The organism is Paracoccus yeei ATCC BAA-599 (assembly GCF_000622145.1).
In the GTDB taxonomy this organism is placed as follows: Bacteria; Pseudomonadota; Alphaproteobacteria; order Rhodobacterales; family Rhodobacteraceae; genus Paracoccus; species Paracoccus yeei.
The window spans coordinates 1-11,261 of the sequence record NZ_JHWH01000043.1 but is presented as its reverse complement, the minus strand read 5'-3'; the positions used below and the strand labels follow the sequence as shown (position 1 = coordinate 11,261).

Sequence of the window (11,261 nt, the reverse complement as noted above, 5' to 3'; positions counted from 1 at the left end):
TCAGCGATCGACGGCCGCACCACCCGGCACGAGGGTTACTCCCTGTCGATCAAACACCGCAAACGGATCGAAGAGGCATTTGGCTGGGCCAAAACCGTCGGTGGCATGGCCCAGACCGTCTATCGGGGCATCGAACGGGTGCGTTCCCGCTTCATCCTGACGATGACTGCCAACAACCTCGCGCGACTGCCTCGGCTGTTGGCCGCATGATGACGAAAAACCGCGTCAGTCACACACACGCGTTTCAGAACAAAAAGCGCGCGGCCGGGCAGCAAAGCCGGCAACCAAGGGAAACCGTTCCGGCCCGGCGACTATTTCAGCGCCCTGTTAAGCGCGGCGATGATCGGCGCGGCGTGCTCCCGCCGGGCGGCGAGGCGGTCGGCGGGAGCCTTGCCGCCCACGGTCTTTTCGATCTGATACAGCAATGCGATCTGGCGCAGCATCTCCTCGGCAATGGGCGAGCCCTCGTTCTCGAAGCGCTTCACGAAGCGGCGGCGCGCATGGGCCCAGCAATAGACCAGCTGCCACGGGCCGATGTCGCGCGCGACCTCGGCCAGCGCATTGTAGGACTGGTAGGCGTCGCATTGCGAGGCAACCGGCCGCGGTATCCGGCAACGAACTTCAGCGGATGCTGCTTCTCCCGACCGGGGACATAATGGAACAGCACGATGGATGGGCCGGCACCGCCATGGCCGCGGTCATCGGACAGGACGGCCCAGAAGTAGCCGCTCTTGGTGGCCTTCCGGCCCGGATCCAACACCGGCGCGCGGGTCTCGTCCACGAATATGCGGTCGGGATCCCGCAGATGGGCGCGCATGTGATCGATGACGGGCGTCAGGTGGGAGCAGGCGCGGCCGACCCAGTTACCGAGCGTGCCGCGATCGAGATGCAACCCCTGCCGCTCGAAGATCCCGGCCTGGCGGTAAAATGGAAGGTGGTCGCCAAACTTCGAGACGATGATCCGCGCGATCAGCCGCACCGTCGGCAGCCCGCCCGGCACGATGTGCTCGGGGGCATGCGCCTGCACCACGGCCTGTGAGCAGCGGCGACAGGCATATCTAGGGCGCCGCGTTACCAGCACCTGGAACTGCGCGGGGATCACGTCGAGCCGCTCGGAGATCTCCTCCCCGATCCGGGCCATCTCGCCGCAGCCGCAGGGGCAGAGCGTGCTGGCGGGCTCAATCACGCGTTCGACCCGGGGCTGATGCACCGGCAGATGACCACGGTTGCGCGCGGGCTTTCGAGGTTCTTCCCCGCGCGCCCGTTGTAGCGCGGCCTCTGCCTTGTCCTGTGCAGCCTCAAGCACGCCCTGGGCCAGTTCGGCGTCCTCGAGCGGCAGATTGAACTGGTCGGGCGACAGCTTCTCGGAGCATTTGCCGAACCGCTCGCACTGCGAGGAGCGCAGAATATCTTCTAGCCGACGGTTGGCCTCCTGCACCTCTGCCAGCGCCACCTCGAATTCGGCCAGGTGGGCCTTCAGATGGGCATTCTCGCGGCTGAGGGCGTCGGCATCCATGCCACGGAGTGAATCACGCTGCCCCAGACCTGACCAGTAAAAGCATGGCCTTCACGTAGGTCCGCACGCTCATCCTGCCGCCAACGGACGCGTGCCTGCTCCGGTCGCACCAGCCGCCAGTCCAATCCTTCGAACAGCGCCGCCAGTTGCGCCGAGGACATGCGCATCACCCCATCCCGTACCCGAGGCCAGACGAACTTGCCGCCTCGAGCCGCTTGTGAACGAGCACCATCCCGGTCTGGTCCCAGACCAGCAACTTGATGCGGTCCGTCCGTTTCGCCCGGAAGACGAAGACCGCCCCGCAGAACGGGTCGAGGCCGAGCATCTCCTGCACCGCCAGCGCGAGCCCGTCGATGCCCTTGCGGAGCGAGCCATGGGCGCCATTGGTTCAAGCCAATGGCGAGCCACCGGCCGCGCCGCCACGAAGATCTTCACCGGCCCACCTTGGCCGAACATCACGATGCCGCCGCCCGCGCTGCCCGGATCGCCCGTGTCAGCAGGACTTCATCGGCGCCGGTCGAGGCCCGGATCACGACATCGCCGACAACAATATCCATCCCGAGCGTGACATCCGTCGCCGGCGGCGCCTCCGCCGAAGCCTCCTCGACCACCAGTTCCGCAAACATCGACAACGCCGCCACGGACTCAGGCACCACAAGCTGCCCGGTCCGCAGCCTCCTTCGCCAGTCGTAGACCTGCCAGCGCGTCGTTCCGTGCCAACGCGCGACATCCGTCACTGAGGCCCCGGGCACCAGGCTTTCTGCCGCGATCCGCGCCCGCTCCGCCTTCGTGCGCCGTCGTCGCCCGGTCGGCCCCTCGATCACCTCCAGTGGCGAAACCCTGCCCAACATCGAGCCGTCCAAATGGACGCCCACTTCGCCGTCTCGTTCCAAGCCAACACCCCACACTCATGCGCGTGCAGAATGCCCCGGAAAGATCACAAGAGGCAGGAGGGGAATGGCGTCGCTCTTACGTTTATTGCTGCCCGGAGAGGCTCTGACCTACAGCTACACGACCGAGGAAGACGGACTGGAACTGCGCCACTACTAGACTGGCGAATGCGGCGGCTGCACGTTCAACTCGCGCTGCACAACAGCAAAAGCACGCTAGGTCAAGCGATGGACGCATCTAGATAGGAAATCCAGCAGTGTCAGGATTGCGCCGTTCGGCCGAGACAGGAACCTTCAGGTTCGAACAGAAGGCAGCAGACAGATTTGCAGAAGACCATGGAGTTCGCGGTTCTGGATCGTAATGCTTCCGCCATGGCGTTCGACAATCTCCCGGGCGATTGCAAGACCAAGCCCCGCGCCGGGAAAGGATTTGCGCCGGGCCTGATCGACGCGGAAGAAGGGCTCGAATACCTGTGTCAGCAATTCGGGCGGCACACCGGGGCCGTCGTCTTCGATCCTGATTACCGCCTTGTCTCCTTGGTGCGTCAGCCCCACGCGCGCCCCGCCACCATGAGTGGCGGCATTGGATATCAGGTTGCGCAGCGCCCGCTTCAAGGCGATGGGACCGGCGTAGACGGAGAGCGGCGGTAGCACGCCCACTTCGACCTTTTGGTCCACCAAGCGCAATTCTGAGGCGATCTGGTGCAGCAGCCTATCTAGCCGCACCGGTTCAGTCCCATCCGCACCGACCTCCTCGCGCACCAGGCGGATGGCGCTGTCGGCGATCATGTCCAGTTCCTCCAGATCTGACAGCCATTTCTCCCGCTCCATACTGTCCTCGATGAACTCCGCCCGCAGCCGCATGCGGGTCATCGGCGTGCGGAGATCGTGCCCCGCCGCCGCCACCAGCCGCATCCGGCTTTCCATCGCCCGCTTCAGCTGTGCCGAGAGCCGATTCAGCGCCCGCGCCGCCGTCCGTACCTCGCCCGTGCCGGTTTCGGGGATCTCCTCGAGGATGCCGTCCGTTCCGACCCGGTCCACCGCGTCCTCGAGCAGCTGCAGAGGGCGCGTCAATCGCCGCGCGGCATGGATCGAAATGGTGGCGCTGCCCAGGACGATCAGCACAAGCCAGACCACCAGCACCTTCCAGCGGCCCGGTGGCGGTGATAGGTCCGGGAACGGCAGCACCAACCATCCCTCTTGCGGTGATATCCGTACCGAAGCATGCAGTGGCTGCCGCTCTCCCTGTCGCGTCACCACCGCGTCGAGCGGCCTGCCAGTGCGGCGCAGCGCCTCGCGTAGAAATCCGCTCTGGTGCATGTCGATCTCGCCCGAGGCGGGCTCGGGCTGCAACTCTGCACGTCGCGATTCATCGCTGCCGCCGCCCAGCAGGGCAACGGTGAGGTGAATCTGCCTAGCGACCGGTTCCATTGTCGCCTGCGGCGCCGGCGGCTGCATCACCCGCGTCGCGGCAAAGGTTGCCAGCACGACCACGCTGACGATGGCGGCGATCAGTAGGGCCGCAATGCGGGTACGCAGAGAGCTCATTTCCGTCCATCGTCCACACTGACGGGTACCGCAATTTGGTAACCACCGTTGCGGACCGTGCGGAATATCGTCGCGTCGTGCTTCTCGCCCAGCTTACGTCGCAATCGGCTCATCAGCACGTCGATCGAGCGATCCAGTGGATCGCGGTCACGGCCTTGTGTCAGGTCGAGAAGCTGGTCGCGCGACAAGAGCCGGCCAGGTCGATCCAGAAAGACCCGCAACAGGTCGAACTCGGCACCTGTCAGTTCGACTTCGCTGCCATCCGCAGCCAGCACACACCGCTGGCCGGGATCAACTCCGAAGCCGGCGAAGCTGTAGGTGCGGGCCTCAGGCGCGGGCGCCTCGTCGCCGCCGCTGCGGCGCAGGACTGCCTTGATGCGGGCGACCAGTTCGCGCGGATTGAACGGCTTGCCCAGATAGTCGTCGGCACCAAGTTCCAGTCCAATGATGCGGTCGACGTCCTCCTTCAGAGCCGTCAGCAGGATAATGCGCAGTTCCGGCCGGTGCTCGTGCAGGCTGCGGCAGATGTCGAGCCCCGACCCGTCGGGCAGCATCACGTCCAACACGATCAGATCCGGGTTGCCGTCCGTCACCCGTGCCTCGCACTCGCGGCGGTCTGCGGCGATGGAGACGCGGAATCCCTGTCCCTCGAGATAGCGGCGCAGCAGGTTGCGGATTTCTGGATCGTCATCGACGATCAGGATGTGGTTCATCGTCATCACCTTGGCATGCGACGGTTCTAGCGGATTTCCTTTGCCGTCGCTCCGTCAAATTTGTGACGAAATATTTCCGGACCGGCCTTCCGAAACGTTCGTTTGCAAAACTTGGCCGGCGAGAAAACATTCGTTACCGGCAAGACCTAAGCCGGACAAAGGACACCTATAGCTTCGTTAGCATCGCAACCGATGAAAGGTATGTCCGATGAAGAACCTTCCGATGAAGGCGCTGGCAGTGGCTGCCCTGCTCGGCGCAACTGGCGCTCCCATTGCCGTGATGGCCCAAGAGGGCGGCGTGGCGCCGCCCGCTGCGGCAGAGCCCGCCCGACCCATGCTCGACTTTGCCGGACCCGGGCATGGCCGCCCCGATGCCTTCGGCCCTGATGCCAGTCGTCTTGGGCCTGCCGGCATGTCCCCGGAGCTTGGCCTTGCCGCCCATCTGGCGGCGGCTGAAACCTATGTAGGCATCTCCGCGGATCAGCACGAAGCCTGGCGCGGTTACAGCCAGGCGCTGATCGCGTTCTTCGAGCGCGATGCGCAGCCGACTCCAGAGGCCCGGCCGGAAGGCGGTTCGCTTCCGGCCGATCAGGTCCAACCGCTGGCCGCCGAGCGCATGGCTACGCAAGTCCTGGTCCATACCGAGAAGGCTCGTACGCTGCTGGATGCGTCGACGGCGTTGCGAGACACGCTTGAGCCAGCTCAACTGGAAAAGCTGCAACATGTCGAGCTGAGCTTTGTTCCCGGTCCGCAAAACATGCAGAAGTACCGTCCCATGGAAGCTTGCCCCTGCGGCATGCCGCATGGTGAGCCTGGCGATTTCGGTCCCCGGCCTGACGGAGCGCGCAAACCGGTATCTCAGCAACCCGCTGCAGGCCGCTGAACTCACCCGCGCCGGTATCATTGCCGGCGCGCCCCCTTCTATTGAGACAGTAGAACAAATGGGAGATGCAATGCGTCGCTTTTTCATGTTGACCGCGATCGCGGCGACGGCCCTGGCCACCGGCCAAGCAGCTATGGCCGATAACCGCCCCGATGGCCCGCGACCGGAATGCCGGCAGAACGACCGCGACTGCCCTCCTCCGCCACCCAAGGATGCTCCTCGCAAGGCCAAGCGCAACGAGGGCAAAGCACCGCCGCCTCCAGCCGAGGTCAACCGCGGCGAGCACAAGCCCCGCCCGGCCGAGGCGCCGCCCCGTAACGCGAGAGCCAAGCACACCCCCGATGGGCGCAAGCCGCTGCGTGTGGGCGACAGCATCCGTGATGGTCGTCCTTTCCAGCGTGCGTCCACCAGCCGTTTCGCTCCCCCGCCGCGGGGTCAGGAATATCGTGTCGTTCATAACCAGGTCGTGTTGGTGGACAAGAAAACCAAGCGGATCGTGCAGATCCTTGGCCCTGTCAACCATTAACAGTAGAAGGAATTTCCCATGAGAAAGATTATCATTCTGACAGGTCTGATGCTGTTTCACATCAGCACGACGCCGGCACTTGCGGATTCTTCCGCGCGTTGCGCCAAGGAAGACCGAAATTGTGCGGTGAAAATCGAGCAGGGCAAGAAATCTGAGCAGGGCAAAAAAGCAGAGCCCGGACGCAAAAGCCATACAGCGCAAAAACAATCCGCCTCGGATGTGAAACAGCAAAACAGCAGGGGCCCAAAGGTCGGCGAGGTCGCTCGCAGTGGTCGTTTTCTAAACACTTCGGAGGGCCACAAGCTGGCTAAGCCGATGGCCGGCCGCGCTTATCGGGTGGTGGATGACCGCGTCGTTCTGGTCGACTCCAACACCATGAAAGTGGTGCAGGTTCTCGGATTGGTTTCGGAAATTCTACGCTGATCATTCCACAAGTGTAAGCGGCAAGGAGACCCCGTGGGTTAGCGGCGTTGCCGGTCTGGGATAGGCTGCTGGCGTTGTTCTGACGCCGGGGTTTCATGTCTACGCCTAGTTCTACGCCTATGCCTGCGACTGGTAGCTTACAGTTGGTCGAGGCTGTGATCGAGCGTTTCGACGGAGCTCCGGTTGGGGAGCGCCGCCGGTGGTCGGATGAGTTCAAGGCCCAAGCCGTCGCGGCGGCGCTGGAGCCAGGCGTGAATGTTTCGGCGTTGGCGCGCCGCCTGGGGATTTCGCCGCCGCAGCTGTTCGGCTGGCGCAAGGCCTTCCTGAAGAAGCAGAACGCAGACGCCCCGGCGGGCACGCCAACACCCATGGTGGAGATCGTGGTGGGCGAGGTGATGATCCGCGTCGGCCCGGACCTGAGCGAGGCTGTGTTGCGCCGGATCCTGCGTGCGGTGCGTTCGGCATGATGCCGTCGGGTGTGAAGGTCTATCTGGCCAGCCAGCCGGTAGACTTCCGCAAGGGGCCTGACAGCCTGCTGTCGCTGGTGCGCGATGCCGGCAGTGACCCGTTCAGCGGGGCGCTTTACGTGTTCCGGGCTAAGCGGGCGGACCGGGTCAAGATTGTCTGGTGGGATGGCAGCGGGATCTGCCTCTTTGCCAAGCGGCTCGAGAAATCCTCGTTCTGCTGGCCGCGGATCGGGCCCGCTCGGGTGCAGCTCAACCATGCCCAGCTCATGGCGTTGCTCGACGGCCTGGATTGGAAACGGGTTCGTCCCGTAGTGGTAAAAGCGCCTGTATTTGCTGGATAACCAGACTGCGGCAAAGTGAATCACCCCGGCTCCGGACGTGGATCATCCGAGGCATGGCAAGGCGGGATGTGCTATCCTCAGCGGCATGCGCACCGACGATCTTTCCCTGCCCGATGACATGGACCTGCTCAAGGCCATGGTCCGCGCCATGGCGGAGAAGACGGCCGTGCTGGAGGACGAGAATGCGGCCCTGAAGGCCCGCAGCCTCGATGCCGACGCGCGGATCAAGCGGCTGATGCAGATCCTGAAGGCCTATGACCGGGCCCGGTTCGGGCGGCGCTCCGAGAAGCTTGGCACTGCTGGGGCTGGTGCTGACGAAGAGGCGCAGCAGGCCTTCGTCTTCGAGGAGATCGAGACCGGCATCTCGGCGCTGAGGTCGCAGACAGGTCAAGGCCGGACCTCGGGCGAGAAGCAGGCTCCGCGGCCGCGCAAGGGCTTTCCGCCCCATCTCGAGCGGGTCGAGGTGGTGATCGAACCCGAGAACCTGCCGGAACACGCGGGCCGAAAGAAAGTGCTGATCGGCGAAGACATCTCGGAGCGGCTGGATGTCATTCCGGCCAGGTTCCGTGTCATCGTGACCCGCCGCCCGAAATATGCGTTCAAGGACGCGGATGGCGTCGTCCAGGCGCTCGCCCCGGCCCACATCATCGAAAGCGGCCTGCCGACCGAGGCATTGCTGGCCCAGATCGCGGTCTCCAAATATGCCGATGGCCTGCCGCTGTTCCGGCAGGAAGGGATCTATGCCCGCGACCGGGTGGAGATCGACCGGCGTCTGATGGCGCAATGGATGGGCCGGGTCGGCTTCGAGCTGGAGATCCTCGCTGCGCATGTGCTGGGCGAAATCCTGAAGGGCCCGCGCGTCTTCGCCGATGAAACCAGCCTGCCGACCCTCGCGCCCGGCACCAGCGCGGTGAAAAAGGCCTGGCTCTGGGCCTATGCCCGCGACGACAGCACCTTCGGCGGCAGCGGGCCACCCATGGTGGCCTATCGCTTCGAGGACAGCCGATCCGGAGAATGTGTGCGCCGACATCTCGGCGGCTACGGCGGCATCCTCCAAGTGGACGGCTATGCCGCCTACAACCAGCTTGTCCGCAAGGATGGGGGCAATGATGGCCCGCGCCTCGCTGGATGTTGGGCCCATAGCCGGCGGCGGTTCTTTGAGCTCCACACCGCGGGGGACAGCCAGGTCGCCACCACCACGGTCGAGCGCATGGCCGATCTGTGGAAGCTCGAGGCCGAGGTGCGCGGCCAAAGCCCCGAGGCCCGCGCCGCCGCGCGGCAGGCCATCTCCGCGCCCATCGTCGCCGAGTTGTTCGCCCTCTGGCAGCAGACACTGCCCCGCATCTCGGGCAAATCGAAGCTGGCCGAGGCCATCCGCTATGCCATCGCCCGGCGCGACATCTTCGAGCGCTTCCTGACCGACGGCCTGATTGAACTCGACTCCAACATCGTCGAGCGGGCTATCAGGCCCCAGACGAGTGGTGAGTCATTATACCCCTCTTCTTCAAGTATCTGGAAACATTGGAAGTTGGTTCTGGTCGTCAGCGTGACGCGGGCGTCCCGTCTGTCTAAGTGCCTCGACGACACATTTGCTCTCGAGTTCTTTGGCCCGGATTTGCCAGGGCGCGCCCGGAACGACCTGCTCGGCAGGCAAAATCCCGTCCTGGATCATCCGCCGCACGACATGGCTGGTCACCCCGAGTTTTGCCGCAGCCTCGCGCATGGTGAGCCAAGCGCCGTCCTTCTCGGCCGAGCGAAAGGCGTGGATACTGCGGACCCTGCGGATGGAGGCCACCCGATGCGCCGTCCAAGTCTTGTCCTGGCCGGTGCGCACGCCCATCCGGTTCAAGGTGGCCGCGATATCGGTGTCGGAAAAGCGCGTTGCCATCCGCTCCATCACGGCCAGAGCCTGCTCGGGCGTCTGGCAACCATGTTCCCCCGTCCTCGGTTTACGCACCCGCAATTGCGAATGCTGACCACCTTGCCAGTGGATCGTCAGCACGACCTCCCGTGTCGTGTCGTCAATATCGGCGATGATGTCCGAGATCAGCGCCCGGATCAGTTGCTGGCGGCTTCGGGTCGTGACACCCGGCGCCGACCAGGCTGCGGAAAGGTCCGCCGCCAAGCTCTCGAAGTTGGGCATCGGCGCGGTCGGGTCCGGGGTATCCGTCGCGGCAAGGCGTGCCCGGCAAGCCTCGACACGGCGCAATGCGGCTTCCCAATGCTTCTCAAGCTGAGCTGCGATAAGCCGGTTCTCCGGGTCGCAGGCGGCATAGCGCCGTTCTGCCAGCGAAGCATCGTACTCTGACTGCTGCAGATCGAGTTCGGCCACGCGCCGACGCTCGGCTTCTCCTTCCCTGTGCATCCGCTCCGCCTCCAGTGCGGCCTCGATCGCCGTCGGCTCGACCACGCGCAGTATCTCCGATACGATTGCGGCGTCCACACGGGATCCGCCGAAGCTCAGACAACGTGGCAGGCCGAGCATGAGATTGGGCCGATCGCAGCGATAGGTCGGACGACCGGGAGGGGCGCCCGCATAGGCGACAGCCAGCCCGCGGCCACACCGCCCGCAGGTCAGCGTACCCGCGAGAAGGGCACGACCGCCACGCCCGGACTTCTGCCCACCTGCACGTCCATAGGCGTTGGCCGCGAGCACTATCTGGTTCCGCTCGTATTCCGCCCAATTGATATAGGCGGCATGATGATCGTGGATAAGCACGTCCCACGCTTCCGGTGGTTTGCCATGGCCGTAGGACTTGCGCGCGCGCCCGTCGACCAATTCGATCCGCTTCTCGCTCTTTCCATAAACATATGCCCCTGCGTAGAAGGGGTTCTTCAGCAGGCCGATGACATTGCGGTAGCGGATTGCTGTCCAGTCGAAGGTTGTCAGGCGCTTCCCGTCCGAAGGCCGCGGAAAGAAAACGCCCTCAGCCGTCAGCGACAGATGCGTCTGCCGCGCGCTGCCGAGTTGGCGGAACCGTTCGAAGACCAACCGGATCACTTGCTGGAGCCGGAAGTCGGGATCGAGGCCGAGCCCGATCTCGCGATGCCAGATATAGCCGATCGGCACGCTGATCCGAAGTTCGCCGCGGCGGGCCTTCGCCCGGGCGGCGTCAATCATGCGTGCTCGGATCACCCCGAGTTCAAACTCGCTGATGCTGCCCTTCATACCCAGGAGCAGGCGGTCATTGGGCAAGCAAGGATCGTAGACGCCGTCGAGGTCGATAACGCGCGCCTCGACAAGCCCGCACAGTTCGAGCAGGTGGTGCCAGTCCCTGCCGTTACGCGCCAGCCGCGAAGCGTCAAAGCAGAGCACGGCGCCGACTTCCCCGGCGCACAAGGCGGCGACAAGCTTCTCGAAGCCGGGCCGGGCCACCATGCCGCTGGCAGAGCGGCCGAGATCGTCGTCGATCACATCCACGGTCCGGAAACCGCGACGACGTGCGACCTCGACCAATTCATATTGCCGTCGTCGGCTCTCGGTGTTGAGTTCGACTTGGGCTTGGGTTGATTGACGCACATAGACTACCGCCTTGCGCTGCAGGATGGCCGGCGGAAGGAGATCACCGTCCATTATCGCTTCCCTCCGGTTCGCTTGCTCCCGCCGCTTCGGCCAGGAGGATGGCCAGGCACGTCACCACCTGCTGGCGCTCTCGTAGGCTCATCCCGCGCAACCGCTTCGAGTCGAACTGCATCTGCAGTTGCCTGGGGCATGAAGGCTTGATGGGCAGGTCTTGCATCGGTCTGTTCCTTTCCGACGATGGGATCACCGGAAGAGCTTCGCCGAAGACCGCGCCGACTCAGAAGGTCATCGAGATCTGACAGGACCACGAGTGACACGCGCGGTGTGCCGAGGTCCATGCCGGTGCAAGATGCCGGATCGAGCATCCACGCGGCCACGACCATGAATACTCCAGGCAGCACCTCGATATGGACGAACTGGCCGGACTTGCG

The 11,261-nt window shown here is 64.4% G+C and carries 13 protein-coding genes and 2 pseudogenes; 7 read left to right on the top strand and 8 right to left on the bottom strand.

Going from position 1 to position 11,261, the window contains the following annotated elements:
- Positions 1-210 (top strand): transposase (locus BU28_RS0116910; RefSeq protein ID WP_028720500.1); only part of this gene is annotated, 210 nt, incomplete at its 5' end.
- Between the two features lie 101 nt (positions 211-311).
- On the opposite strand, the gene BU28_RS26670 is transcribed toward BU28_RS0116910, so the two are convergent.
- The 6 genes and pseudogenes from BU28_RS26670 to BU28_RS23495 form a co-directional block, all read right to left on the bottom strand.
- Positions 312-536 carry an IS66 family transposase gene (locus BU28_RS26670; RefSeq protein WP_269845853.1) on the bottom strand — a complete coding sequence of 75 codons (225 nt, stop codon included), beginning with the start codon at positions 534-536 and terminating at the stop codon, positions 312-314.
- Positions 482-1,516 carry an IS66 family transposase gene (tnpC, locus tag BU28_RS23510; protein ID WP_051578278.1) on the bottom strand — a complete coding sequence of 345 codons (1,035 nt, stop codon included), beginning with the start codon at positions 1,514-1,516 and terminating at the stop codon, positions 482-484. Before tnpC (BU28_RS23510) ends, BU28_RS26670 begins: the two co-directional genes overlap by 55 nt.
- Before the next feature lie 166 nt (positions 1,517-1,682).
- Positions 1,683-1,874 (bottom strand): annotated as a pseudogene (gene tnpB, locus BU28_RS26460) (IS66 family insertion sequence element accessory protein TnpB); the annotation flags it as partial.
- A 97-nt stretch (positions 1,875-1,971) separates the two neighbouring features.
- Complete coding sequence (locus BU28_RS23500; RefSeq protein ID WP_198945020.1) at positions 1,972-2,409, bottom strand: transposase; 438 nt, start codon at positions 2,407-2,409, stop codon at positions 1,972-1,974.
- 291 nt (positions 2,410-2,700) lie between these two features.
- On the bottom strand, positions 2,701-3,954 hold the full coding sequence (locus BU28_RS0116885; protein ID WP_028720499.1) for an ATP-binding protein: 1,254 nt from the start codon (positions 3,952-3,954) through the stop codon (positions 2,701-2,703).
- The gene (locus BU28_RS23495; protein ID WP_081791445.1) at positions 3,951-4,667 is read right to left on the bottom strand and encodes a response regulator; all 717 of its coding nucleotides are present in this window, start codon (positions 4,665-4,667) and stop codon (positions 3,951-3,953) included. Before BU28_RS23495 ends, BU28_RS0116885 begins: the two co-directional genes overlap by 4 nt.
- 208 nt (positions 4,668-4,875) lie before the next feature.
- Between BU28_RS23495 and BU28_RS25635 the strand changes: the two genes are divergently transcribed.
- The 6 genes and pseudogenes from BU28_RS25635 to tnpC (BU28_RS23490) all read left to right on the top strand — a co-directional run.
- On the top strand, positions 4,876-5,550 hold the full coding sequence (locus tag BU28_RS25635; RefSeq protein WP_143809793.1) for a hypothetical protein: 675 nt from the start codon (positions 4,876-4,878) through the stop codon (positions 5,548-5,550).
- Entirely contained in the window at positions 5,471-6,076 is a 606-nt protein-coding gene (locus BU28_RS25630) for a hypothetical protein (protein WP_143809792.1), read from the top strand. Before BU28_RS25635 ends, BU28_RS25630 begins: the two co-directional genes overlap by 80 nt.
- Positions 6,077-6,094: 18 nt before the next feature.
- A complete protein-coding gene (locus BU28_RS0116870; RefSeq protein WP_028720497.1) occupies positions 6,095-6,499 on the top strand; it encodes a hypothetical protein in 405 nt (134 codons plus the stop codon).
- A gap of 143 nt (positions 6,500-6,642) precedes the next feature.
- A complete protein-coding gene (locus BU28_RS0116865) occupies positions 6,643-6,966 on the top strand; it encodes a transposase (RefSeq protein WP_198945019.1) in 324 nt (107 codons plus the stop codon).
- An 11-nt stretch (positions 6,967-6,977) separates the two neighbouring features.
- Positions 6,978-7,307 (top strand): IS66 family insertion sequence element accessory protein TnpB, encoded by a 330-nt coding sequence (gene tnpB, locus BU28_RS0116860; protein WP_198945018.1) that lies wholly within the window; start codon positions 6,978-6,980, stop codon positions 7,305-7,307.
- 85 nt (positions 7,308-7,392) lie between these two features.
- Positions 7,393-8,785 (top strand): annotated as a pseudogene (tnpC, locus tag BU28_RS23490) (IS66 family transposase); the annotation flags it as partial.
- 26 nt (positions 8,786-8,811) lie between these two features.
- On the opposite strand, the gene BU28_RS25625 reads toward tnpC (BU28_RS23490), so the two are convergent.
- Positions 8,812-10,881 (bottom strand): recombinase family protein, encoded by a 2,070-nt coding sequence (locus BU28_RS25625; protein ID WP_028720098.1) that lies wholly within the window; start codon positions 10,879-10,881, stop codon positions 8,812-8,814.
- On the bottom strand, positions 10,871-11,047 hold the full coding sequence (locus tag BU28_RS25620; protein WP_155992545.1) for a hypothetical protein: 177 nt from the start codon (positions 11,045-11,047) through the stop codon (positions 10,871-10,873). The genes BU28_RS25625 and BU28_RS25620 overlap by 11 nt, the downstream gene beginning before the upstream one ends.
- Positions 11,048-11,261 lie beyond the last annotated feature (214 nt).

What these genes read in the sequence shown, in the direction of transcription:
- tnpC (WP_051578278.1), bottom strand. Translation starts at nt 1,516, where the DNA reads ATGGATGCCGACGCCCTCAGCCGCGAGAATGCCCATCTGAAGGCCCAC.
- BU28_RS0116885 (WP_028720499.1), bottom strand. Translation starts at nt 3,954, where the DNA reads ATGAGCTCTCTGCGTACCCGCATTGCGGCCCTACTGATCGCCGCCATC.
- BU28_RS23495 (WP_081791445.1), bottom strand. Translation starts at nt 4,667, where the DNA reads ATGAACCACATCCTGATCGTCGATGACGATCCAGAAATCCGCAACCTG.
- BU28_RS25635 (WP_143809793.1), top strand. Translation starts at nt 4,876, where the DNA reads ATGAAGAACCTTCCGATGAAGGCGCTGGCAGTGGCTGCCCTGCTCGGC.
- BU28_RS25630 (WP_143809792.1), top strand. Translation starts at nt 5,471, where the DNA reads ATGGTGAGCCTGGCGATTTCGGTCCCCGGCCTGACGGAGCGCGCAAAC.
- BU28_RS0116870 (WP_028720497.1), top strand. Translation starts at nt 6,095, where the DNA reads ATGAGAAAGATTATCATTCTGACAGGTCTGATGCTGTTTCACATCAGC.
- BU28_RS25625 (WP_028720098.1), bottom strand. Translation starts at nt 10,881, where the DNA reads ATGGACGGTGATCTCCTTCCGCCGGCCATCCTGCAGCGCAAGGCGGTA.
- BU28_RS25620 (WP_155992545.1), bottom strand. Translation starts at nt 11,047, where the DNA reads ATGCAAGACCTGCCCATCAAGCCTTCATGCCCCAGGCAACTGCAGATG.